Here is a 25,189-nt window from a genome sequence, read left to right as displayed (position 1 = left end):
CATTTTCAGGTCCGAGGTGGACAGAATCTTGCCCAGCCGCCGCGGACCTGACCCGGGAGATGGAGGACCAGTCCTCCCCCTTCCCCGCCCTGGTGGGGGAGGTCCAGCGGCGGCTGGGCAAGATTCTGTCCACCTCGGACCTGAAAATGCTCTACACCCTCTACGACTTTCTGGCCCTGCCGGCGGAGGTCATCATGCTGCTGGTGAGCTGGTGCGTGGAGGAGATGGAGCGGAAATACGGCGCGGGCCGGAAGCCCCGCATGGCCCAGATCCGCAAGGAGGGCTTTGTGTGGCACCGGCTGGGCCTGGACACCGCCGAGGCCGCCGAGGCCCACCTGCGCCGCCAGTCCGCCCTGCGCACCCGCACCGCCCGGCTCCTGCCCCTGCTGGACATCCAGGGCCGTCCCCCGGTAGAGGCGGAGCAGAAATACCTCATCTCCTGGGTGGAGATGGGCTTTGACGACGGGGCCATCCGTCTGGCCTACGAGCGCACGGTGCTGAAAAAGCAGTCCCTCAACTGGAGCTATATGAACTCCATCCTGAAAAGCTGGCACCAGAAGGGGCTCCACACCGTGGACGCCGTCTTGCAGAAGGACTCCTCCCGGCCCAGGACGGCCGCCCCGGCTCCCGCCGCGCCCGCCCCTGCCGCCCGTGGGGACGGCGGACCGGTGCAGGACGATCTGGAGCGGATGCTGCAATACATGGACCGCCAGAGCGGCGGGGAAGGAGGCCGTTAAATGGCATACGATCCCAATGTCCTGCGCCGGGCCACCCAGCGCCTGGCCCAGCGCCGCCGCCAGCGGGAGGAGGAGTGGGAGCGCCGCCGGGCGGAGATCTACGCCGCCCTCCCCCAGGCCGCCCGGCTGGAGGGGGAACTTCGCAGCACCATGGCCGGGGTCATCGCCGCCTCCCTCCGCCACGGCACCGATCCCGCCCCCGCCATCGCGCAGCTGAAGGAAAAAAACCTGGAGCTCCAGCGCCAGCGGACCCAGCTCCTCACCGATGCGGGCTACCCCCCTGACGCCCTGGACGAGCGGCCCTACTGTCCCCGGTGCGGGGACAGCGGCTGGGTGGGGGCCCGGATGTGCTCCTGCCTCCACCAGCTGTGCACCGAGGAGCAGATCCAGGAGCTCTCCAAGCTCCTGGACCTGGGGGAGCAGTCCTTTGAGACCTTCAACCTGGACTATTACAGCCCCCTCCCCCCCGAGGGCGGCGGCAAGTCCCCCCGGGAGCGGATGAAGTCCATCTTCCAGATCTGCCGCCTGTACGCCAACACCTTCCCGGAGTTCCGCTACGAAAACCTCTTCCTCACCGGCGCGCCGGGCCTGGGCAAGACCTTCCTCTCGGCCTGCATCGCCCGCACCGTGTCGGAGCGGGGGTACTCGGTGGTATACGACACGGCGGTGAACATCTTCACCCGCTTCGAGGAGCGGAAGTTCGCCCGGGACCGGCAGGACGCCGAGGACGCCCGGGACGAGACCCGGCGCTATCTGCGCTGTGACCTGCTGATTTTGGACGATTTGGGCAGCGAGATGGCCACCCCCTTCGTCCAGTCCGCCCTCTACACCCTCATCAACACCCGCCTCACCGCCCGGCGGCACACCGTCATCTCCTCTAACCTCAGTATGGGGGAGATCTACCGCCGTTACTCCCCCCAGATCGCCTCGCGGCTGGAGGGCGAGTACCAGGTCCTCCTCTTCCAGGGAGAGGACATCCGCCTGCTGCGCAAGCAGGAGCGCTGACCTTTGTGCAAAGGGCAGAAATTTCCACGCTGCATTTGGAAGAAGTGACAGTTGCATTTTCTTTCGCACCACACTATACTAAAGCACAAGAAAACCGTTGAGCAGGAAGAGTACATCGGGGAACACTCCCACAGAGAGCCGCGGGTGGTGGGATCGCGGCGGAGGATACCGGACGGAATGGCCCTGCGAGGGCGGCGGCGAACCGGACCCTTTGGCCCCCAGTAGCTTCCGACGGGCTCTCCCCCCGTTATCGAGGGAGCGTATGTGTTGGCATACGGCTGAGTGGGCGCGTTTTCCGCGCCAAACCGGGTGGCACCGCAGGAGAAGCAGCTCCTGTCCCGGCAGAGGATAAAGCTCCTCTGCTGAGACAGGAGCTTTTTGATTTTCCGGCTGAAAGGAGCGCCCGCTATGAAGAACATCCCCCACCGCATCTACCTGCCCGAGGACCGCATCCCCCGCCAGTGGTACAATCTGCGGGCCGATATGAAGGAGAAGCCCGCCCCCCTTCTGAATCCCGGCACCGGTCAGCCCGTCACCCTGTCCGACCTGGAGGGGGTGTTCTGCACCGAGCTGGCCAGGCAGGAGCTGGACGACACCACCCCCTATTTCGACATCCCGGAGCCGGTGCTGGACTTTTATAAGATGTACCGGCCCTCCCCCCTCATCCGGGCCTACAACCTGGAGAAATACCTGGACACCCCGGCGAAAATTTACTACAAATTCGAGGGCAACAACACCTCCGGCTCCCACAAGCTCAACTCCGCCGCCGCCCAGGCCTACTACGCCAAGGCCCAGGGGCTCACCAGCCTCACCACCGAGACCGGCGCGGGCCAGTGGGGCACCGCCCTGGCCGAGGCCTGTTCCTTCTTCGGCCTTCCCCTCACGGTGTATATGGTGAAGTGCTCCTACGAGCAGAAGCCCTTCCGCAAGGCGGTCATCGAGACCTTCGACGCCAACATCATCCCCAGCCCCAGCAACACCACCAACGCCGGGCGGGCCATCCTGGCCGCCGACCCCGACACCACCGGCAGCCTGGGCTGCGCCATCTCCGAGGCGGTGGAGCAGGCCGTCACCACCCCTGGCTGCCGCTACGTGCTGGGCAGCGTCCTGAGCCAGGTGGTCCTCCACCAGAGCGTCATCGGTCTGGAGAGCGCCGCCGCCCTGGAGCTCATCGACGAGTACCCCGACGTGGTCATCGGCTGCGCCGGCGGCGGGTCCAACCTGGGCGGCCTCATCGCCCCCTTCATGCGGGATAAGCTCACCGGCAAGGCCGATCCCCGCATCGTGGCGGTGGAGCCCGCCTCCTGCCCCTCCCTCACCCGGGGCAAATACGCCTACGACTTCTGCGACACCGGCAAGATCACCCCTCTGGCCAAGATGTACACCCTGGGCAGCCAGTTCATCCCCTCCGCCAACCACGCCGGCGGCCTGCGCTACCACGGCATGTCCCCCATCCTCTCCAAGCTCTACCACGACGGGTACATGGAGGCCGTGTCGGTGGAGCAGACCAAGGTGTTCGAGGCCGCCGTCCTCTTCGCCAAGCAGGAGACCATCCTCCCCGCCCCCGAGTCGGCCCACGCCATCCGGGCTGCCATCGACGAGGCCTTCAAGTGCAGGGAGAGCGGCGAGGCCAAGACCATCCTCTTCGGCCTCACCGGCACCGGCTACTTCGACATGACCGCCTACGAGAACTTCCGCGCCGGGCGGATGCGGGACTATGTCCCCACCGACGAGGAGCTCCAGCGCAGCTTCGACCAGCTCCCCCAGGTTCCCGGTCTGAACGAGTGAGTTTCCCTTTCGATACACGCACCGCCTCTATTTGTTCACAATTTCCCCTTTTTTATTAAGGGGGGATGTGCTATACTCTAACATGAAATTTTATGGACGTTACAGATTCGGCATCCTGCCAAGAAAGGTGTTTGACCTAAGATGAACCTGTTAAAGAAACTCTTTGGCAACAGCTCTGCCAAAGAGCTGAAAGCCATCAAGCCTCTGGTGGATAAAATCGAGGCTCTGGACGGGGAGTACTCCGCCCTGACCGACGCCCAGCTCCAGGCCAAGACCCCCGAATTCAAGGAGCGCCTCGCCAAGGGCGAGACCCTGGACGACATCCTGCCCGAGGCCTTCGCCGCCTGCCGGGAGGCCGCCTGGCGCGTGCTGGGCATGAAGCCCTACCGGGTGCAGCTCATCGGCGGCATCATCCTCCACCAGGGCCGTATCGCCGAGATGAAGACCGGTGAAGGTAAGACCCTGGTGGCCACCCTGCCCGCCTACCTGAACGCTCTGGCTGGCGAGGGCGTGCACATCATCACCGTCAACGACTACCTGGCCAAGCGCGACAGCGAGTGGATGGGCAAGGTCTACCGCTTCATGGGCCTGACCGTGGGTCTCGTCATCCACGACGTGCCCCCCGCTCAGCGCAAGGCCTCCTACGCCGCCGACATCACCTACGGCACCAACAACGAGTTCGGCTTCGACTACCTGCGCGACAACATGGCCATCTACTCCCAGGAGCTGGTGCAGCGGGGCCACTCCTTCGCCATCGTGGACGAGGTGGACTCCATCCTCATCGACGAGGCCCGTACCCCCCTCATCATCTCCGGCCAGGGCGACCAGTCCACCCAGCTCTACACCATCGTGGACAACTTCGCGGCCCGCCTGAAGGGCAAGCGGGTGGCCAAGGTGGACACCAAGGAGGAAGAGGACCCCAACGAGGATGCCGACTACATTGTGGATGAGAAGGCCCGCACCGTCACCCTCACCGCCCGGGGCATCCAGAAGGCCGAGGAGTCCTTCAACATCGAGAACCTGGCCGACCCGGAGAACACCACCCTGTCCCACCACATCAACCAGGCCATCCGGGCCCGCGGCCTGATGAAGCGGGACATCGACTACGTGGTGAAGGACGGCGAGGTCATCATCGTCGACGAGTTCACCGGCCGCCTCATGTACGGCCGCCGCTACTCCGAGGGTCTCCACCAGGCCATCGAGGCCAAGGAGCACGTCACCGTGGCCCGCGAGTCCAAGACTCTGGCCACCATCACCTTCCAGAACTACTTCCGCCTCTACAACAAGCTCTCCGGTATGACCGGTACCGCCATGACCGAGGAGGAGGAGTTCGGCACCATCTACGCCCTGGACATCGTGGAGATCCCCACCAACAAGCCTCTGGCCCGTATCGACCACCCCGATGTGGTCTACAAGACCGAGGCGGGCAAGTTCCGCGCCATCGTCAAGCAGATCGAGGAGTGCCACGCCAAGGGCCAGCCCGTGCTGGTGGGCACCATCTCCATCGAGAAGTCGGAGGAGCTCTCCGGCATGCTCAAGAAGCGCGGCATCCCCCACAACGTCCTGAACGCCAAGTTCCACGAGAAGGAAGCCGAGATCGTGGCCCAGGCCGGCAAGATGGGCGCCGTCACCGTGGCCACCAACATGGCCGGCCGTGGTACCGATATCATGCTGGGCGGTAACGCCGAGTATCTGGCCAAGGCCGACCTGCGCAAGGCGGGCCTCACCGACGAGCTCATCGCCGAGGCCACCGGCTTCGCCGAGACCGACAACCAGGAGATCCTGGACGCCCGCAAGATGTTCGCCGACGCCGAGGCCAAGTACAAGGAGAACATCAAGGAGGAGGCCGAGAAGGTCCGCGCCGTGGGCGGCCTCTTCATCCTGGGCACCGAGCGCCACGAGTCCCGCCGCATCGACAACCAGCTGCGCGGCCGTGCCGGCCGTCAGGGCGACCCCGGCGAGACCCGGTTCTACCTGTCCCTGGAGGACGACATCATGCGTCTCTTCGGCTCCGAGCGGGTCATGGGCATGATGGAGAAGCTGGGTGTGGACGAGGATACCCCCATCGACGCCAAGATGCTCTCCGGCGCCATCGAGAACGCCCAGCGCCAGGTGGAGTCCCGCAACTTCCAGACCCGTAAGACGGTGCTGGAGTACGACGACGTGATGAACACCCAGCGTGAGGTCATCTACAAGCAGCGCCGCCAGGTGCTGGATGGCGCCAACCTGAAGGACGCCGTCCAGAAGATGCTCACCGGCGTCATCACCAATACCGTCCACGGCCACATGGGCGAGCAGAAGCACCTGGACGCCAAGACCTGGCTGGAGGTGTGCGCTCCCTTCCGCGGGCTGTTCCTGCGCCCCGACGAGCTGACCTTCACCGACGGAGAGCTGGCCTCCAAGTCCGCCGACGATCTGGTGGCCCTCCTCCAGGAGCGCGCCAACGACATCTACACCCGCAAGGAGCAGGAGCTGGGCGAGCCCCTTATGCGTGAGCTGGAGCGGGTCATGATGCTCCGCGTGGTGGACGAGTACTGGATGGACAACATCGACGCCATGCAGGAGCTGCGCCAGGGCATCGGCCTGCGCGCCTACGGCCAGAACGACCCCGTGGTGGAGTACAAGCGGGAAGGCCACGAGATGTTCGAGAACATGATCGCCGCCATCCAGGAGGAGACCATCCGGCGGATCTTCCTGGCCCGGGTCCAGGTGGGCGCCAACGTCAAGCGCGAGCGGGTGGCCAAGGTCACCGGCGAGTCCGGCGGCAGCGACCAGACCGTGAAGAAGCAGCCCGTGAAGAAGGGCACCAAGATCGGCCGCAACGACCCCTGCCCCTGCGGCAGCGGCAAGAAGTGGAAGAAGTGCGACTGCGCCGAATATCACGGCCCCGAGTATCAGTAAACCATCCCGCGCGGGGGCAGTTCCGCGGAACTGCCCCCGCCCTGAAAACCGAACAAACCAGGAAGAAGAGCAGAATGTGAGACGGACCGGCCCTGCCGGGAGGCACCCCATCCTGCTTTTCTCACTTTTGCTGAGGGTTTTTTCTATGACGATTGTAGATTCGATGCAAAATCAGGTCCCCTTTCTCACCTGCGACGGCTTCACCAACGCCGGAGGGGTGGCCCACGGCTTCTCCACCCGGCTGGGCGGCGTGAGCGAGGGCATCTATGACTCCCTGAACCTGGGGCTCTACCGGGGGGACGAGCCGGAGCGGGTGGAGAAGAACTTCCGCCGCTTTACCGCCGCCATCGGGGCGGACTTTGAGGGGCTGGTCCTGTCCAACCAGGTCCACGGCTGTGCCGTGCGCACCATCACCGCCGCCGACCGGGGCCAGGGGCTCCGCCGCCCCATCTGGGAGGCCGACGGCCTCATCACCGACATCCCGGGGGTGTGCCTCACCATCTTCACCGCCGACTGTCTGCCCATTCTGCTCTATGACCCGGTGCGCCGGGTGGTCTCCGCCGTCCACGCCGGGTGGCGCGGCACCGCCATGGGCATCGCCGGGGAGGCCGTGAAGGCCATGGTGGAGCGCTACGGCTCCTGCCCCGGCGACATCCTGGCCGCCATCGGCCCGGGCATCTCCCTGTGCTGCTTTGAGACCGACGAGGACGTGCCCAACGCCATGACCGAGGCTCTGGGCGCCTCCGCCCTGCACCACATCGAGGTGCGGGACAGCGGCAAGTTCCACGTGGACCTGAAGGGAATGAACGCCCTGTGGCTGAAGAAGGCCGGCCTCTCCCCCGACCACATCGCCGTGTCCGACGCCTGCACCATGTGCCAGCACGACCGCTTCTGGTCCCACCGCTACACCCGGGGCCAGCGGGGCAGCCAGGCGGCCATGATCCAGCTGCTGTGAGGGGCGCCATGAGACACCGTTTTGCCGCCCTGGCCCTGTGCGGCCTTCTGCTCCTGCTGAGCGGCTGCGGGGAGCAGATGCCCGACGCCACCCAGTCGCCGGAGCCCACCCCCACGCCCTCGGCCCAGCCCACCGCCGTACTGGCCACCCAGTTCGCCCTGCCCTGCTACCCGGACGCCGGGTTCCACCCCATCAGCGGCACCAACCGGGTGAATCTGGAGCTGGCGGGGCTGATGTACGACGGGCTCTACACCCTGGATGAGAATTTTCAGGCCCAGCCCGCCCTGGCCGCCTCCCATACCGTTTCGGCCGACAGCGCCACCTGGACCATTACCCTGCGGCAGGGGGTCACCTTCTCCGACGGCTCCCCTCTCACCGCCCAGGATGTGGTGTACTCGCTGAATCTGGCCCGCCAGAGCACCCTCTATCAGTACCGTCTCTCCTCCATCAACGGCATCACCGCCGGAGACGGCACCGTCACCATCACCCTGTCCCTCCCTAACGGGGCGCTGGACACCCTGCTGGACGTGCCCATCCTCAAGGAGAGCACCGCCGCGGTGCCCCCGGGCACCGGGCCCTATGTGCTGGAGGGGACGGGGAATGACCTGAGCCTCCGCCGCCGGGATGAGAGCTGGCGCGCCACCGATACCATGCCCGAGACCATCCGGCTCCGGGCCATCAGCGGCAACGACGCCCTCATCTCCAGCTTTGACACCGGGGACATCTCCCTGGTCAATACCGACCTCACCGGCACCAACTCCCCCGGCTTCTCGGGCAATTACGAGACCACCGACTACGCCACCTCCACGCTGCTCTATGTGGGGTTCAACACCGCCTCCGGGCCCTGCCAGGACGCGGCGGTCCGTCGTGCTCTCTCTTATGCCATGGACCGCAACACCATCACCCGGGCCATCCTGGCCCACCACGCCACGCCCTCGCCCCTGCCCGTCCACCCGGACAGCGCCCTCTATGATGAGGAGCTGGCCACCCGGCTCTCCTACGCGCCGCAGACCACGGCGCAGCTGCTGGAGGAGGCGGGCTGGACCCGCAGCGGCGGCAGCTACTCCAAGAACGGCAGCGCGCTGGAAGTGAAGCTGCTGGTCAGCCAGGACAACGCCTACCGCTGCGACGTGGCTGACGAGCTGGAGCGGCAGCTGGAGTCCGTGGGCGTCTCCGTGACGGTGGACAAGCGCCCCTGGGAGGAGTACCTCACCGCCCTGAGCGGCGGGGACTTCGACCTCTACCTGGGCGAGACCCGGCTCACCGCCGACTTTACCTTTGCTCCCCTCCTCTCGGGCGGGAGCCTCAACTATGGCCAGTTCTCCGACTGGACCACCACCACCCTTCACGCCACCTTCCGCGCGGCGCAGGGGGAGGCGCGGAACGCCGCCGCCACGGCGCTCTATGAGCAGCTGGAGCAGCAGATGCCCTTCACCGCGCTGTGCTTCAAAAACTGGTCGGTCCTCTCCCAGTGGGGCCAGATCTCCGAGCTGACGCCCACCCAGCAGAATCTCTATTACGGCTTCGAGTCCTGGGTGATCCACACCGCCAGCTGAACCTGCGGGTTACGCGGCCCCCCGGGGCCGCTCCGATACAAACAAAAAGGGGTTATGGAAATGGGTAACGTATTTCGCTGCTATGCCGAAAAGAAGCCCAGCTTTGACGTGGAGGCCCGCCGCCTCCTGGACGAGCTGCGGGGCGAGCTGGGCCTGAAGGGGCTCACCGGCGTGCGCATCCTCCACCGCTACGACGTGGAGGGCATCGACCAAAACACCTATGCGGCCATCCGCACCACCGTGCTCAGTGAGCCCCAGGTGGACGCCGTCTATGACGAGGACTTCCCCCGGGACGGGGCGGAGCGCATCTGCGCCGTGGAGGCCCTGCCGGGCCAGTTCGACCAGCGGGCCGACTCCTGCGCGCAGTGCATCCAGCTCCTCACCGGCGGAGAGCGGCCTCTGACCGCCTCGGCCAGCGTGTACCTCCTCTCCGGCAGCGTGTCCGACGGGGAGATGGAGAAGGTCAAGCACTACCTCATCAACCCGGTGGAGAGCCGTGAGGCCACCCTGGAGAAGCCCGACACCCTGAGCCGGGACTACCCCGTGCCCGCCGACGTGGCGGTGCTGGAGGGCTTCCGCACCCTGGACAGCGCCGGGCTCGCCGCCCTGCTGGACGAGCTGGGCCTCGCCATGGACCTGGACGACCTCACCTTCCTCCAGGGCTATTTCAAGGACGAGGAGGGGCGGGACCCCACCCTCACCGAGGTGCGCCTGGTGGACACCTACTGGTCCGACCACTGCCGCCACACCACCTTCTCCACCCATCTGGACCAGGTGGACCTGAGCGACCCCGACGTGAAGGCCGCCTATGAGCGGTATCTGGCCGGCCGGGTGGAGGTCTACGGCGAGGAGAAGGCGTCCAAGCGTCCCCAGACTCTCATGGACATCGCCACTCTGGGCACCAAGGTCCTCAAGAAGCGGGGCCTCCTGCCCGAGCTGGACGAGAGCGAGGAGATCAACGCCTGCTCCATCCACGTCCCCGCCCAGGTGGACGGCCAGGACCAGGACTGGCTCCTCATGTTCAAGAATGAGACCCACAACCACCCCACCGAGATCGAGCCCTTCGGCGGCGCGGCCACCTGCATCGGCGGCTGTATCCGCGACCCCCTGTCCGGCCGTGTGTACGTCCATCAGGCCATGCGGGTGACCGGCGGCGGCGACCCCCGGGTGCCCTATGACCAGACCACCCCGGGCAAGCTCCCCCAGCGCAAGCTGGCCCAGACCGCCGCGGCGGGCTATTCCTCCTACGGCAACCAGATCGGCCTGGCCACCGGCCACGTGGCCGAGCTCTACCACGAGGGCTACATCGCCAAGCGCCTGGAGTGCGGCGCGGTGGTGGGCGCGGCTCCCGCCGACCATGTACGCCGTGAGGTGCCCGCCCCCGGCGACGTGGTGATCCTCCTGGGCGGCCGCACCGGCCGGGACGGCATCGGCGGCGCCACCGGCTCCTCCAAGAGCCACAACATGAAGTCCCTCACCACCATGGCCTCCGAGGTCCAGAAGGGCAACGCCCCCGAGGAGCGCAAGATCCAGCGCCTGTTCCGCAACGGCGAAGTGACCCGCCTCATCAAGCGCTGCAACGACTTCGGCGCGGGCGGCGTCAGCGTGGCCATCGGTGAGCTGGCCGACGGCCTGACCATCGACCTGGACGCCGTGCGCAAGAAGTACGACGGCCTGGACGGCACCGAGCTGGCCATTTCCGAGAGCCAGGAGCGCATGGCCGTGGTGGTCGCCCCCGAGGACGCCGCCAAGTTCATCGCCGCCGCCGAGGCCGAGAACCTGGAGGCCTATCAGGTGGCCACCGTCACCGAGAGCCCCCGGATGGTCATGACCTGGCGGGGCAAGACCATCGCCAACCTGTCCCGCGCCTTCCTCAACACCAACGGCGCGGTGAAGCACGCCCAGGTGTCTGTCCCCGCCCACAAGGCCGCCTCCCACGGCGCGCCCTTCCTCTCCCTGCGGGAGATGGCGGGGAGCCTCAAGTGCGCCTCCCGCCGCGGCCTCACCGAGCGCTTCGACGGCTCCATCGGCGCGGCCAGTGTCCTGATGCCCTTCGGCGGCAAGACCCAGCGTACCCCCGCCCAGGCCATGGCCGCCCTCTTCCCCGTGGAGCCCGGCCAGGAGACCGATCAGGCCAGCATCATGGCCTGGGCCTGTGACCCGGACCAGCTCACCGCCGACCCCTACGCCGGAGCCCACAGCGCGGTGGTGACCTCGGTGGCCAAGATCGTGGCAGCCGGCGCCGACTACAAGAAGGCCTATCTCACCCTCCAGGAGTTCTTCGAGAAGCTCCGCAACGAGCCCGAGCGCTGGGGCAAGCCCTTCTCCGCCCTGCTGGGCGCGCTGGACGCGCAGCTGGAGCTGGGCGCCGCCGCCATCGGCGGCAAGGACTCCATGTCCGGCTCCTTCCTGGACAAGGACGTGCCCCCCACCCTCATCTCCTTCGCCATCGCCCCCGCCAAGGCCGGGGAAGTCCTCTCCCCCGAGTTCAAGGAGGCCGGTCACGGCGTCTACCTCTTCGGCGCGGGCGACACTGAGGCTGTGAAGGCGGGCTGGGAGCAGTTCCACGCCCTGTGTGAGGCCGGGAAGGTGAAGGCCGCCTGGGCCGTGGAGAACGGCCTGGCCGAGGCCGTCACCAAGATGTCCTTCGGCAACACCATCGGCTTCACCGCCTGCGGCGACCGGGATTGGTTCGCCGTGATGCCCGGCGCTATCGTGGCCGAGCTCACCGAGGACTGCGCCTGCGGCGAGCGCATCGGCACCACCACCGTCGAGCCGGTCATCACCCTGGGTCAGGACACTGCCCCCATTGCCGAGCTGCTCTCCCTCAACGAGGCCGTTCTGGAGGACGTGTACCCCAACCGCACCGCCGACTCCGGCGCGGTGGAGGCCGTGTCCTGGGACAAGCGCTCCCCCGCCGTGTGCAAGCACAAGGTCGCCACCCCCAAGGTGGTCATCCCCGTGTTCCCCGGCACCAACTGTGAGTACGACTCCGCCCGGGCCTGCCGCCGGGCCGGTCTGGACCCCGAGATCGTGGTGGTGCGCAACCTGAGCTCCGCCGCCCTGGAGGAGTCCGCCCAGGCCCTGGAGGGGGCCATCCGGGGGGCTCAGATGGTGTTCATCCCCGGCGGCTTCTCCGGCGGCGACGAGCCGGAGGGCTCCGCCAAGTTCATCGCCTCCTTCCTGCGCAATCCCCGCCTCACCGACGCCATCCACGACCTCCTGAAGAACCGGGACGGCCTGATGCTGGGCGTGTGCAACGGCTTCCAGGCCCTCATCAAGCTGGGTCTGGTGCCCTACGGCGAGATCCGCGACATGGACGAGACCTGCCCCACCCTGACCTTCAACAACATCGGCCGCCACCAGAGCCGCTATGTCACCACCCGGGTGGCCAGCGTCAACTCCCCCTGGATGCTCAAGAGCCAGGTGGGCGACCTCCACGCCATCCCCATCTCCCACGGCGAGGGCCGCTTTGTGGCGCCCCAGAGCGTGCTGGAGGACCTGATCGCCCACGGCCAGGTGGCCACTCAGTACGTGGACCTGGAGGGCAAGCCCTCTATGGACATCGACGTGAACCCCAACGGCTCCCTGTGGGCCATCGAGGGCATCTTCTCCCCCGACGGCCGTGTGTTCGGCAAGATGGGCCACTCCGAGCGCCGCGGCCCCTGCGTGGCCGTCAACATCCCCGGCGAGAAGCACCAGCCTCTCCTGGAGAGCGGCGCGCTCTACTTCAAATAACCGCTTTCACGCACTGCGCCCCCGGCAAATGCCGGGGGCGTTTTGCATTATGTCTACCGTTCACACATTATTCACATAGATTTCAAAGTCTGTCCAACTCTTAAAAGGGAATGCGTGGTATTCTTATCATGCAGTCAGGGAAAACCCAACGATCACTGCTCCAGGCTGCGGGAGCAGACAAGAAACACCACGGAAGTGCCGTGTTTTAGATAGACAGTGTTTTTCATTTTTACCTCCTCTCTTTCTCTCTCTTTCAAACGGAAAAAGGCCCGTCCGATTCGGACGGGTCTTTTTCTATGCCCAGACTGGGCAGATCTTGCCCTCGCCGGGCGGGCGTCCTACGCGGACAGCGCCCCATTTCTTTTCTCGAAAAGAAATGGGGGAAAGAAAAGAAGGAGAGGGGAACTTCTCGTTCCCCTCTCCACTCCCCTCCAAAAGGGCGGCCTTTTCGGGGGCCGCCCCGATTGCCAAGGTACAACGCTTTCCGGATAGGCGGAAAGCCCGGAATTGGCCACGCCAAGCCGAGGAAATACCGCCGCAGCCGGATGAAGGCCGGGATGCGTTTTGGGGGAGTCCAGAGGGGGGTATCCCCCCTCTGGGCTTTCTTTCCCACCGCTTTCTTTGCAAAGAAAGCGGTGCCCTGTCCGGGCAGGACGCCTGCGCGGCGAGCGCAAAAAACAGGCGGAGCGCTTACGCGCTCCGCCCGATTATTCCGGCAATATGAACTTACTTGGAAGCCTTCAGGGTCCGGATGGACTCAGCCAGCATGGGACCGACCTTGAACAGGTCGCCCACGATGCCGTAGGAGGCCACCTCGAAGATGGGGGCGGTCTCGTTCTTGTTCACGGCGATGATGCACTCGGAGTCCTGCATACCGGCCTTGTGCTGGATGGCGCCGGAGATGCCCAGGGCCACATAGATCTTGGGGTGCACGGTCTTGCCGGTCTGGCCGACCTGGTGGTCAGCGCTCATCCAGCCGGCGTCGACGACGGCACGGGAGGCGCCCACGACGCCGCCCAGAGCGTCAGCCAGCTCCTCGGCGATCTGGATGCCGCGCTCCACGTCCTTGCTGATGCCGCGGCCCACGGAGACCACCACGTCAGCGCCGATCAGGTCCACCAGCTTCTTGGCGGCCTTCTTGACCTCCAGGACGTCCACATGGATGTCCTCCTTGGAGAGGGCCACGGCGGGCTTCTCCACGACCACAGCGTCGGCCTTGGCCTGATCGAAGGGAGCCTTCTTCATGACGCCGGGGCGGACGGTGGACATCTGGGGACGGAAGCGGGGGCAGATGATGGTGGCCATCAGGTGGCCGCCGAAGGCGGGACGAGTCATCTTCAGGTTGGTGTTCTGCTCAAACACGGTGTTGTCCACGTCGATGGTAGAGGTGGTCTTGAGGAAGGCCTTGTACTTCTCCACGTCCACATCGAGGTGGGTGCAGTCGGCGGTCAGACCGGTGTGGAGCCGGGCCGCGCAGCGGGGGCCCAGGTCGCGACCGATGTTGGTAGCGCCGATGAGGAACACTTCGGGTTTCTTCTCTTCCACCAGGTCGCAGATGACCTTGGCATAGCCGTCGGTGGTGTAGGTCTCCAGCAGCTCGTGGTCGCAGACATAGATCTTGTCGGCGCCGTAGCCGCCCAGCTCCTTGGCCAGGCCCTCCACGTTGTGGCCCAGCAGAACGCCGCACAGCTCGCACCCGAGCTCGTCGGCCAGCTTGCGGCCCTCGCTGATGAGCTCGAAGTCGGTGTTCATCAGCTTGCCGTCGCGCTGCTCACAAAATACCCAAACGCCGTGGAAGGCGGCGGTGTCTCTACTATCAAAAGCCATTACGGTGCTCTCCTTTCACTTAGATGATGTGCTTCTCGTCCAGCAGGGCGACCAGCTTGTCACAGGTGTCCTTATCGGCACCCTCGAGCATCATACCGGCGCCCTTCACCGGGGGAGAGAAGGACTTGTACACGTTGGTGGGAGAGCCCTTCAGGCCGATGGTATCCAGATCGATGAGGGGATCGTCCTTCAGGGTGTTGAAATCAAAGATCTCGTAGGGCTTGGAGAAGCAGTCCACGATGCCGCTGACGCTCATGTAGCGGGGCTGGTTGAGCTCCTTGATGCAGGTCAGGAGGCAGGGCAGCTGCACGCGGATGGTCATGTAGCCGTCCTCCAGCATGCGCTGCACGGTGAGGCTCTTCTCCTCGGCCTTGATGTCGGCCACATAGGTCACCTGGGGCAGGCCCAGCTTCTCGGCGATCTGGGGGCCCACCTGGGCGGTGTCGCCGTCGATGGCCTGACGGCCGCAGAAGATGATGGTCTCGTCGTCCACGCCGATCTTCTTGATGGCGGCGGCGAGGATCTGAGAAGTGGCATAAGTATCGCTGCCGCCGAACTCACGGCCGGACACCAGCACAGCCTTGTCCGCGCCCATGGCCAGCAGCTCGCGCAGCATCCCCTCGGCGGGAGGGGGGCCCATGGAGACGACGGTGACTTCGCAGCCGGTCTCGTCCTTCAGCTTCAGGGCGGCCTCGATGGCGTTCATGTCATCGGGGTTGGTGATGGTGGCCATCGAAGCACGGTCCATGGTGCCGTCTTCCTTCACGGCCACCTTGCCGGAGGTGTCGGGGACCTGCTTGACACATACGATTGCTTTCATGTTGTTCCCTCCGTTCCTTACTTCACGCCCAGATGGCTGGAAATGACCATCCGCTGGACCTCGCTGGTGCCCTCATAGATCTCGGTGATCTTGGCGTCGCGCATCATGCGCTCCACGGGGTACTCGCGGGTGTAGCCATAACCGCCGAAGAGCTGAACAGCCCGGCGGGTCACGTCGCTGGCGGCCTCGGCGGCGAAGAGCTTGGCCATGGCGGCGTCCATGGAGTAGGGCTCATGGTTCTGCTTCTTCATCGCGGCGGAGTAGACCAGGAACTGAGCGGCCTGCATGCGGGTGTGCATGTCGGCCAGCTGGAACTGGGTGTTCTGGAACTGGGACAGGCGCTTACCGAACTGGACGCGCTCCTTGGTGTAGGCGATGGCCTCCTCCACGGCGCCCTCGCCCAGGCCCAGGGCCTGAGAGGCGATGCCGATACGGCCGCCGTCCAGGGTCTTCATGGCGATCTTGAAGCCGTTGCCCTGCTTGCCCAGCAGACGGTCGGCGGGGATGACACAGTCCTCCATGATGAGCTCACATGTGGAGGAGCCGCGGATGCCCATCTTCTTCTCGTGCTTGCCCACGGAGAAGCCGGGGTCGGTGCGCTCCACGATGAAGGCGGAGATCTCCTTCTTCTTGCGGCCGCGCTTGTCGGTGGTCATGCCGGTGATGGCGATGATGACGAACACATGGGCGAAGCCGGCGTTGGTGATGAAGATCTTGGAGCCGTTGAGGACCCAGTCGCCGTTCTCGTTCTTCACGGCGGTGGTCTGCTGGCCCTGGGCGTCGGTGCCGGCGCCGGGCTCGGTCAGGCCGAAGGCGCCGATCCACTCGCCGGAGCACAGCTTGGGCAGATACTTCTGCTTCTGCTCCTCGGTGCCGTTCTCAAAGATGGGGGCGCAGCACAGAGAGGTGTGAGCAGAGACGATAACGCCGGTGGTACCGCAGACCTTGCTCAGCTCCTCCACGGCCATGGCGTAAGCCAGGACGTCGGCGCCCGCGCCGCCGTACTCCTTGGGGAAGTAAATGCCCATCATCCCCAGCTTGCCCAGCTTCTCCACGGTCTCCTGGGGGAAGCGCTCGGTCTCGTCCACTTCCTCAGCCAGGGGCTTCACTTCGTTCTGCGCAAACTCGCGGTACATCTTGCGAAGCATCTCATGCTCTTTGGACAGATGAAAATCCATATTGCGTTACTCCTTCTTGTATGCGTAGTGAGGGCAGGGGGATGGGTCGGGCTCCATCCCCCTGCCGGTCTGAATCAGCTCTTACTTGCTGTAATCGTAGAAGCCCTTGCCGGTCTTGCGGCCCAGGCGGCCACCGCGCACCATCTTGCGCAGCAGCAGGGAAGCGCGGTAGCGGGGGTCGTTGGTCTCATCGTACAGCACGTCCATGATGGCCAGGCACACGTCCAGGCCGATGAAGTCGCCCAGCTCCAGGGGACCCATGGGGTGGTTGGCGCCCAGCTTCATGGCCTTGTCCACGTCCTCCACGGAGGCGATGTGGTTCTCCACCAGGTTGATGCCCTCGTTGATCATGGGGATCAGCAGGCGGTTGACGACGAAGCCGGGGGCCTCCTCGACCTTGACGGGCTGCTTGCCGACCTGCTCGGACAGGGCGAACACAGCGTCGAAGGTCTCGTCAGAGGTGTTCACGCCGCGGATGACCTCGATGAGCTTCATCACAGGGGCGGGGTTGAAGAAGTGCATGCCGATGACCTTGTCGGCCCGCTTGGTGGCGGAGGCGATGTCGGTGATGGAGATGGAGGAGGTGTTGGTGGCCAGGATGCACTCGGGCTTGCAGATGGCGTCCAGCTGAGCGAACAGCTCCTTCTTCAGGGCCAGATCCTCCTTGGCGGACTCGATGACCAGGTCGGCATCGGCGGCCACGTTGATGTCGGAGGTGAAGGTCAGCTTGGCCAGGAGGGCTTCCTTGCCGGCCTCATCCAGCTTGCCCTTGGCGATGCGCTTGTCCAGGCTCTTGATGAGGCTGGCCTTGTGCTTCTCAGCGCTGGCGTCGCTGGTGGAACGGATGACAGTGTCGATCCCCTTGTTGGCAAAGACCTGGCCGATGCCCAGACCCATGGTGCCGCCGCCGATGACAACGATCTTGTTCATAATGATGTCCTCCTAGCAGTTTGTTTTTATAAGTAAAGTTGACTTGCAAGCAAAGAAAAGATCAGCGGTTGGTGAAGTGCTTCTCGTTCCGCTTCTCCAGGAATGCGCCCATGCCCTCGTCCTTGTCGGCGGTGCCGCAGGTGACGCCGAAGGCCTCGGCCTCAAAGGCGCAGCCGGTGTGGATGTCGGCCTGGAGGCCCATGCGGATGCACCGCTTGGACTCCCGCACGGCGATCTGGGCGTTGGCGCAGATGGCCTCGGCCAGCTCCATGGCCTTGGGCAGCAGCTCCTCGGGGGGATAGACCTCGCTGACCAGGCCGATGGCCTTGGCCTCGTCGGCCTTGATGACCTTGGCGGTGAGGATCAGCTCCATGGCCTTGCTCACGCCCACGATGCGGGGCAGACGCTGGGTGCCGCCGAAGCCGGGGGTGATGCCCAGGCCCACCTCGGGCTGGCCGAACTTGGCCTTCTCGTTGGCCAGACGGATGTCGCAGGCCATGCTCAGCTCACAGCCGCCGCCCAGGGCGAAGCCGTTCACCGCCGCGATGACGGGCTTGGACAGGTTCTCCAGCTTGAGGAACACGTTGCCGCCGTGGACGCCGAAGCGCTTGCCGTCGCTGGAGGTGAAGTCCTTCATCTCCGCGATGTCGGCCCCCGCCACGAAGGAGCGCCCCGCACCGGTGAGCACCGCCACATAGATCTCCTCGTCAGCCTCCACCTGATCCAGGACCTGGTCCAGATCGGTAAGAACCTGGCTGTTCAGAGCGTTGAGCGCCTCCGGCCGGTCGATGGTGATGAGGGCCACGTGGCCCTGCCGCTCCAGTTTGACGAATCCCATCCTGCTGCCTCCTATCAAGCGCGCCGAGCGCGGATGCTTGTTATTTTTTTAACATACTGTTGGCGAAAAAATCGCAACTTACCAGCTTTTGCTGGATTTGTTGCGTTTTCCAGAGGAAAAGGTTGCGGGGAGTCTCCCCCGTTTCCTCAAGTAGTATAGCGCCTTTTTGGCCAAATGGCAAGAGTATTTTTGCAAAAAACTCAACTTTTTCGTTACACTGCCCGGTTTGATTTTTTCTCAGCCGGGAAAAGTGGTACAAAACGCTAAAAATCCCGCGTGGTCGGACATTCGTCTTTATCCGACGCACGCGGGACAGCCCCTCAGCCCAGGGCCCCCGCCAGCCAGGCGGAGAGGGGCACGTACAGCAGGGGCAGGAAGATGGCGGGGAGCATATTGCCCACCCGCAGCTTCTCCTTGGGGAGGCCCAGCATGTTGACCGCGATGCCGGCGATGATGGTGCCGCCCACGGCGCTCATCTCGGTGACCACCGCCGGGTCCATGGCCTGGCCCACGGCGGCGAAGATGAGGGTGAGGCTCCCCTGGTACAGGAACAGGGGCACCACCGAGAAGGCCACGCCCACCCCCATGGCGGCGGCGAAGGTGATGGAGGTCACACCGTCGATGACGCCCTTGGAGATGAGGATGTCGTAGTTGTGGTTCATGCCCGCCTCCATGGAGCCGTTGATGGCCATGGCCCCCACGCAGAAGAGGACGGTGGCGTTGACGAAGCCTTCCACAAAGCGGCTGTTGCCCCCCTTACGCAGCAGGCGGCGGCGCAGCACGTCGCCGATCCCCTCCAGCCGGTCCTCGATGCGCAGGGCCTCCCCCAGGAGGGTGCCCACCACCATGCACACGATGACGCAGAGGGTGTCGTTGGTGCCGATCATGCTGGAGATACCGATGCCCAGCACGCACAGACCCAGGGCGGAGGTGAGGGTGGCGGAAAAGCGGGGGCTGATGCGGTCCCGGAAGATGAGGCCCAGGATGCTGCCCAGCAGAATGAGGGCGACGTTGATGACGGTGGCGATCATGGGAAGGCTCCTCTCGCAAGTTCTTTTACACAGCATAGTGCAAAAGAATAAGTGCGGTTTCATCATACTCCACTCCCCCGCTCTTTGTCAAATGGGATTTCCCCGCATGACCGCGCCGGGCGGCTCATAGGCTGTTAGCAGCGAAACAAAAGGGGGCCTGCCCATGAAACTCAGCCGTTCCTCCATGCTCTACGGCACCCTCCTCCTCACCGGGGTGAGCCTGGTGTCCCAGGTGCTGGGCTTCGTGTACCGCATCCTGCTGTCCCGGCTGGTGGGGGCGGAGTTCATGGGGCTGTACCAGCTGGTGATGCCGGTGTACTCGGTGCTCCTCTCCCTGACTGCCATCGGGCTCACGGTGGCGGTGTCCAATCTCTCCGCCGAGTACGCCGCCCGGGGCATGGCCGGGGCCATGCCGGCGGTGCTGGGGAAGTGCCTGGGGGCCTTTCTGCTCCTCTTCGTGCCGGTGGCCCTGGTGGCCGCGGTGGGCTCGGACTGGATCTCCACCGCCCTGCTGGGGGACGCCCGCACCCAGCTGGGGCTGCTGCTCCTGCTGCCCTGCGTGCTCCTCACCGGGGTGGAGAACCTCCACAAGCACTTCTTCTACGGCGCGGGGCAGGTGCGCACCCCGGCGGCGGTGGAGCTGTGCGAGCAATTCCTCCGCACCGGGGCGGTGCTGGGCCTGCTGGTGGTGCTGCACCCCCGGGGCGGGGAGCGCACGGTGGGGGTCATCGTGCTGGGGATGACGGCCTGTGAGGTCTTTTCCGCGGCCACCCTGACGGCTCTCTTCCGGCGGCACACCGCCGCCCTCCCCCCTGCCGCGCCGGAGCGGGGTTTAAATAAGCGCATCGCCGCCATCGCCGCCCCCATCGGCCTCACCGCCCTGCTGGGGAACCTGATGGGCTCGGCCAACGCGGTGCTCATCCCCCGGCAGCTGGTGGCCTCCGGCGCCGACGTGACCGAGGCCATGAGCGCCTTCGGGGTGCTGTGCGGCATGACGCTGCCCATGCTGTGCATGCCCACCGCCTTCATCGGGGCCATGGGGCTGGTGCTGGTGCCCCGGCTGGCCCGCAGCGCCGCTCTGGGACAGCTGGACCGGGTGCGCAACCGGGTCCACAAGGCCATGGAGGCCACCTCCCTCCTGCTGATGCCCTGTCTCTCGCTGCTGGTGGTGCTGGGCCCCACCCTGGGGCGGCTCCTCTTCCGCAGCGAGCAGGCCGGGGACTACATCCTCCCCCTCTCGCTGGGGGTGCTCTTCTCCTGCTACCAGTCGGTGCTGGGCGGGGTGCTCAACGGCGTGGGGCGGCAGCGGCAGGCGGCGTGGAACGGCATCCTCTGCGGGGGCGTGCAGCTGGGGCTGACCTGGCTGCTGATGGGCCTGCCCGGGGTGGGGCTGACCGGCTATGTGGCCGCCTTCGTGCTCAGCTCCGCCCTGGGACTGCTCCTCAACTGGCATCAGGTGGCCCGGTACGCCCGCATGCGCCCCCGGCTCTTCCAGTGGTGCACCGCCCCGGCCCTGTCGGCGGTGCTGATGGGGCTGTGCATGAACCTGCTCTTCCATGTGCTCCTGGACTGCGGCGCGGGCGAGGTGCCCGCGGCGGGGGTGTGCGCCCTGTTCGGCTGTGTGGAGTACCTGGCCGCCCTCTCCGCCCAGGGGGTCCCTCTGGGGGAGCTCTTCCCCACGCGGGCATAGAAAAAGGGCGCGCCGCAGAGTTTGCGGCGCGCCCGAGTCGATTTGGTTGCCTTACCAGCGCTCGATCTCCTGGACCAGCTTGTCGGAATCGGTGACGATCTCCACCGGCTGGGTGAAGTCCAGTGCATAGATGCCCATGGGAGATTTGGCGTTCATGGAAACCGATCCGTTCAGAGAACGCACGGTGACCGCCTCCGGCACGGAGAGCGCCAGATCCCGGAGCTTCAGGATGTCCTCCCGCTTGGAGAACGTCTTTGTGATGACCATGGGTAATTCCTCCCGTACTCGCGTAATATTTTCTGCATTCTATTATAGTACAGGACCCGGAGGAAAAAAAGAATTTATCCGATTTTGTGAGCCAGTCTTTGAAACGAAAACCGGTCTGAAATTCAGCAGTATGGCCAAAGTTCCGAAAATGCAACCCTTTTCCCCAGAATTCGTGAGGCTCGCTTTACTGCATCAGAGAGCAGACCAGCTCGGCGTAGGCGGTGGGGTCGGCCAGGGGCAGCCCGGCGATGAGCTGGGCCTGGGCGTAGAGGATCTGGGCATAGGTCTTGGCCTTGTCCTTGTCGCTGGCCATGGCGGCCTTCAGGGCGGCGAAGGCGGAGGAGTCGGGGTTGAGCTCCAGCACCCGCTGGGCCTTCATGCCGGCGGAGCGCTCGGGGTCCATGCGGTTGAAGTACTTCTCCATCTCCAGGGTGATGGGGCCGTCGGTGGTGAGGCACACCGCGCCGCTCTTCAGGATCTTGGAGATGCGGGCCTCCTTGATCTCGTCGCCCAGGGCCTCCTTCACGAAGTCCAGCACGTCCTTGTTCTCCTCGGCCTGCTGCTTGGCCTTCTCCTTGTCCTCGTCGCTCTCGGGGAGGGCGTCCTCGTCATTGACCGACTTGAAGGACTTCTCGTTCACCGCGCCCAGGGAGTTGATGACGAACTCGTCGGGGTCGTCGGTGAGGCAGAGGATGTCGTAGCCCTTGTCCAGGATGCGCTCGGCCTGGGGCAGGCGGGCGATTTTCTCGGCGCTCTCGCCGGCGGCGAAGTAGATATAGGGCTGATCCTCGGCCATGTGCTCCTGGTACTCGGCCAGAGTGACCAGCTTGCCCTCCTTGGCGGACCAGAACAGCAGGAGGTCCTTCAGGAAGTCCTTGTGGGCGCCGTAGTCATCCAGCACGCCGTACTTGATCTGCATGCCGAAGCTCTTCCAGAACTGCTCGTACTTCTCCCGGTCGTCCTTCTGGAGCTTCATGAGCTCCGCCTTGATCTTCTTGTCCAGGTTGGAGGCGATCACCTTCAGCTGGCGGGTGTGCTGGAGCATCTCGCGGGAGATGTTGAGGGAGAAGTCCTGGGAGTCCACCACGCCGCGGACGAAACGGAAGTGGTCGCTGACGAGGTCGGCGCACTGGTCCATGATGAGGACGCCCGAGGAGTAGAGCTGCAGGCCCTTCTCGTAGTCCCGGGTGTAGAAGTTATAGGGGGCGTGGGCGGGGATATAGAGCATGGCCTTGTACTCCACCGCGCCCTCGGCGGAGACGTGGACGACGCTGAGGGGGTCCTCCCAGTCGCCGTACTTCTCCTTATAGAACTGGTTGTACTCCTCGTCCTTCACCTCGCTCTTGGGCCGCTGCCACAGGGGCACCATGGAGTTGAGGGTCTGCCACTCGTCATAGTCCTCCCACTCGGGCTTGTAGTCGTCGCCGGCGTCCTCGGGGCGGGGCTTCTGGCGGGACTTGTGCATGAGCATGACGATGGGGTAGTGGATGTAGTCGGAGTACTTCTTCACCAGATCGGCGATGCGGTACTGCTCCAGGTACTCGTCATAGTGGTCGTCCTCGGTGTTGGCCTTGATGTGGAGGACCACGTCGGTGCCGGCGCCGGCCTTCTCGCAGGGCTCGATGGTGTAGCCGTCCTTGCCGTCGGACTGCCAGCGCCAGGCCTGGTCGCTGCCGTAGGCCTTGGAGGTGACGGTCACCTGGTCGGCCACCATAAAGGCGGAGTAGAAGCCCACGCCGAATTGGCCGATGATGTCCACGTCGCTCTTGCCCTCGCCGGCGTCCTTGGCGGCCATGTCCTGCTTGAACTGCAGGGAGCCGCTCTTGGCGATGGTGCCCAGGTTCTCCTCCAGCTCCTCCTTGGTCATGCCGATGCCGTTGTCACTGATGGTGAGGGTCCGGGCGATCTGGTCGGGGGTCAGGGTGATCTTGAAGTCGGAGCGGTCCAGGCCCACCTGGTCATCGGTGAGAGCCTTATAGGCCAGCTTGTCCACGGCGTCGCTGGCGTTGGAGATGAGCTCGCGCAGGAAGATCTCCTTGTGGGTGTAGATGGAGTTGATCATCAGGTCCAGCAGACGCTGGGACTCCGCCTGAAAGGCTTTCTTTTCCATAAACAGTTCCTCCCTATATGAAAACAAATCCGTGAATCGAAGTTTTAGCACTCTTCCTCTCTGAGTGCTAACAGTATCATAGTCCTTCGCACAGCAATTTTCAAGGGGGTTTTCAGATTGTTTACAATTCCCTCCCCTTGCCTGGGAAAACCGGGGGCATTATAATGGAGCAAACTGCATGTCAAAGGGGGAGCGATCCATGTCCATCCACTGTTTCCGCCTCCACCGGGGGGACGACCTGCGCCGGTCCCTGGAGGAGTACGCCCGCGCCCACGCCATCGACGCGGCGGTGGTGCTGTCCGCCGTGGGCTGTCTGAGCCGGGCGGTGATCCGGGACGCCTCGGGTGTGACCGTCCACACCCTGGACGAGCCGCTGGAGATCGTCTCCCTCATGGGCACCCTCTCGAAGGAGCGGCTCCATCTGCACATCTCCCTCTCCCGGGAGGACCTCTCTACCCTCGGGGGGCATCTGAAAGACGGGTGCATCGTCAACACCACCTGCGAGGTGGTGCTCCAGGAGGTGCCCGGGGTAGCCTTTGGCCGGGTGTGGGACGAACAGACCGGCTATGAGGAGCTGGACATCCGGCCCCTCACGCCGTAAGGGGGCGCTCCATGGAATACGTCACCGTGCGCCCCCTCACCCTGGACCCGGACCGGCGGGTGCTGGTCCTCAGCGACGTCCACGGCAACCGGGACTTCTTCTGGTCCCTCTTGAAGGCCCTGGACTTCTCCCCGGAGGACGAGCTCATTCTGCTGGGGGATTTGCTGGAAAAGGGCGAGGAGAGCCTCACCCTCCTGCGGGAGGTGATGGCCCTCTCCCAGACCCACCGGGTCCACATGCTCTGCGGCAACTGCGACAACCTGACCTATAACTTTGCTGACGAGAACCCGGGCATCCCCCAGGCCTTCTATGAGTCCTACATCTTCAAGTGGGGCAAAAAATGCATTTTACGCCAGATGGCCGACGAACTGGGCCTCCCCCTCCGGAGCCCGGATGACTTCCCCGCCCTCCGGGCGGCCATCCGGGCGTCTTATGGCCCGGAGCTGGACTTCCTGCGGAGCCTCCCCACCGTCCTCCTCAGCGACGACTTTCTCTTCGTCCACGGGGGCGTGTCCCGGGAGGACCGGCTGGAGGAGCTCCCTGCCTGGCCGTGCATGAAAAACGACGACTTTCTGGCCAAGCCCTACTCCTTCCGCCGCTGGGTGGTGGTGGGGCACTGGCCGGTGACCCTCTACCACCTGGACATCCCCGACGCTACCCCCCTCCTGCTGCCCGAGCGGCATATCCTCAGCATCGACGGCGGCTGTCAGCTCAAGTGGGATGGGCAGCTCAACGCCCTCATCCTCCCCGCCGGGAACCACACCGATTTCCACTACGCCGCCTGGGACGGCCTGCCCCGGGTGGTGGCCCTGGACGGGCAGGCCCCCTCTCAGAACTCCATCAACATCCGCTGGAGCGAGAACCCGGTGGAGGTGCTGGAGCGGGGGGCGGAGTTCTGCCGCTGCCGCCACATCGCCACCGGCCGGGTGCTGGACCTTCTGACCGAGTACCTCTACGAGCAGGGCGGCGTCCTCCGCTGCGAGGACTCCACCGATTACCTCCTCCCTGTCTCCCCCGGAGACACCCTTGCCGTCGTGCGGGAGACCAGCCGGGGCATCCTGGCCAAGCGGAACGGCGTCACCGGCTGGTATACCGGGCGAATTGCCCGGACCGGGGCGGAGAAACCCGCGCTCGTCCAAAAAATCCCGCCTTTTTACGGGAAAATCATTGACAAACGCACGCCCCATTGATATACTGTTAGGGCCGCTTTGAATGGG

At 65.0% G+C, this 25,189-nt stretch carries 18 protein-coding genes and 1 other annotated feature; of the genes, 10 read left to right on the top strand and 8 right to left on the bottom strand.

Features of this window, described 5'->3' with window-relative positions; translation table 11 throughout:
- The 7 genes from B5G43_RS14670 to B5G43_RS14640 all read left to right on the top strand — a co-directional run.
- Positions 1–737: DnaD domain protein (locus B5G43_RS14670; RefSeq protein WP_087262666.1), on the top strand; the 737-nt coding region annotated here is incomplete at its 5' end.
- On the top strand, positions 738–1,742 hold the full coding sequence (locus tag B5G43_RS14665) for an ATP-binding protein (RefSeq protein ID WP_087262662.1): 1,005 nt from the start codon (positions 738–740) through the stop codon (positions 1,740–1,742).
- An 88-nt stretch (positions 1,743–1,830) separates the two neighbouring features.
- Positions 1,831–2,086, top strand: a binding site (T-box leader).
- A 64-nt stretch (positions 2,087–2,150) separates the two neighbouring features.
- On the top strand, positions 2,151–3,530 hold the full coding sequence (locus tag B5G43_RS14660) for a TrpB-like pyridoxal phosphate-dependent enzyme (RefSeq protein ID WP_087262660.1): 1,380 nt from the start codon (positions 2,151–2,153) through the stop codon (positions 3,528–3,530).
- Positions 3,531–3,671: 141 nt separating this feature from the next.
- Entirely contained in the window at positions 3,672–6,431 is a 2,760-nt protein-coding gene (gene secA, locus B5G43_RS14655) for a preprotein translocase subunit SecA (RefSeq protein ID WP_087262658.1), read from the top strand.
- 163 nt (positions 6,432–6,594) lie between these two features.
- The gene (gene pgeF / locus B5G43_RS14650; protein ID WP_242960617.1) at positions 6,595–7,386 is read left to right on the top strand and encodes a peptidoglycan editing factor PgeF; all 792 of its coding nucleotides are present in this window, start codon (positions 6,595–6,597) and stop codon (positions 7,384–7,386) included.
- Between the two features lie 8 nt (positions 7,387–7,394).
- Entirely contained in the window at positions 7,395–8,942 is a 1,548-nt protein-coding gene (locus B5G43_RS14645; protein WP_087262655.1) for an ABC transporter substrate-binding protein, read from the top strand.
- A 60-nt stretch (positions 8,943–9,002) separates the two neighbouring features.
- A complete protein-coding gene (locus tag B5G43_RS14640) occupies positions 9,003–12,680 on the top strand; it encodes a phosphoribosylformylglycinamidine synthase (RefSeq protein WP_087262653.1) in 3,678 nt (1,225 codons plus the stop codon).
- 726 nt (positions 12,681–13,406) lie between these two features.
- Here the strand turns inward: B5G43_RS14640 and acrA are convergent.
- The 6 genes from acrA to B5G43_RS14610 all read right to left on the bottom strand — a co-directional run bounded on the left by acrA (position 13,407) and on the right by B5G43_RS14610 (position 19,304).
- Positions 13,407–14,507, bottom strand: a complete 1,101-nt coding sequence (acrA, locus tag B5G43_RS14635; RefSeq protein WP_087262651.1) for an acryloyl-CoA reductase electron transfer subunit beta — start codon at positions 14,505–14,507, stop codon at positions 13,407–13,409.
- 19 nt (positions 14,508–14,526) lie between these two features.
- Positions 14,527–15,327, bottom strand: coding sequence for an acryloyl-CoA reductase electron transfer subunit gamma (gene acrB, locus B5G43_RS14630; RefSeq protein ID WP_087262649.1), 801 nt, complete (start codon positions 15,325–15,327; stop codon positions 14,527–14,529).
- 17 nt (positions 15,328–15,344) lie between these two features.
- The gene (locus B5G43_RS14625; protein ID WP_087262647.1) at positions 15,345–16,505 is read right to left on the bottom strand and encodes an acyl-CoA dehydrogenase; all 1,161 of its coding nucleotides are present in this window, start codon (positions 16,503–16,505) and stop codon (positions 15,345–15,347) included.
- A gap of 81 nt (positions 16,506–16,586) precedes the next feature.
- Positions 16,587–17,435, bottom strand: coding sequence for a 3-hydroxybutyryl-CoA dehydrogenase (locus tag B5G43_RS14620; RefSeq protein WP_087262645.1), 849 nt, complete (start codon positions 17,433–17,435; stop codon positions 16,587–16,589).
- Positions 17,436–17,496: 61 nt separating this feature from the next.
- Positions 17,497–18,273, bottom strand: a complete 777-nt coding sequence (locus tag B5G43_RS14615) for an enoyl-CoA hydratase-related protein (RefSeq protein WP_087262643.1) — start codon at positions 18,271–18,273, stop codon at positions 17,497–17,499.
- 320 nt (positions 18,274–18,593) lie between these two features.
- Positions 18,594–19,304: a DUF554 domain-containing protein gene (locus B5G43_RS14610; RefSeq protein ID WP_158097444.1), complete on the bottom strand. Its 711-nt coding sequence runs from the start codon at positions 19,302–19,304 to the stop codon at positions 18,594–18,596.
- A gap of 163 nt (positions 19,305–19,467) precedes the next feature.
- Between B5G43_RS14610 and B5G43_RS14605 the strand changes: the two genes are divergently transcribed.
- Positions 19,468–20,994, top strand: coding sequence for a polysaccharide biosynthesis C-terminal domain-containing protein (locus tag B5G43_RS14605; protein WP_242960615.1), 1,527 nt, complete (start codon positions 19,468–19,470; stop codon positions 20,992–20,994).
- A gap of 51 nt (positions 20,995–21,045) precedes the next feature.
- Here B5G43_RS14605 and B5G43_RS14600 read toward each other — a convergent pair whose 3' ends face one another.
- Together B5G43_RS14600 and htpG are read right to left on the bottom strand one after the other, a co-directional pair.
- On the bottom strand, positions 21,046–21,261 hold the full coding sequence (locus tag B5G43_RS14600) for a hypothetical protein (protein WP_087262639.1): 216 nt from the start codon (positions 21,259–21,261) through the stop codon (positions 21,046–21,048).
- A gap of 184 nt (positions 21,262–21,445) precedes the next feature.
- Entirely contained in the window at positions 21,446–23,371 is a 1,926-nt protein-coding gene (gene htpG, locus B5G43_RS14595; protein WP_087262637.1) for a molecular chaperone HtpG, read from the bottom strand.
- A 199-nt stretch (positions 23,372–23,570) separates the two neighbouring features.
- Between htpG and B5G43_RS14590 the strand changes: the two genes are divergently transcribed.
- Entirely contained in the window at positions 23,571–23,972 is a 402-nt protein-coding gene (locus tag B5G43_RS14590) for a PPC domain-containing DNA-binding protein (protein WP_242960613.1), read from the top strand.
- Between the two features lie 11 nt (positions 23,973–23,983).
- Positions 23,984–25,162, top strand: a complete 1,179-nt coding sequence (locus B5G43_RS14585; RefSeq protein WP_087262633.1) for a metallophosphoesterase — start codon at positions 23,984–23,986, stop codon at positions 25,160–25,162.
- Positions 25,163–25,189: the final 27 nt, after the last annotated feature.

The organism is Flavonifractor sp. An92, assembly GCF_002159175.1.
Classification (GTDB): domain Bacteria; phylum Bacillota; class Clostridia; order Oscillospirales; family Oscillospiraceae; genus Pseudoflavonifractor_A.
This window is presented reverse-complemented; position numbering and strand designations above follow the sequence as displayed.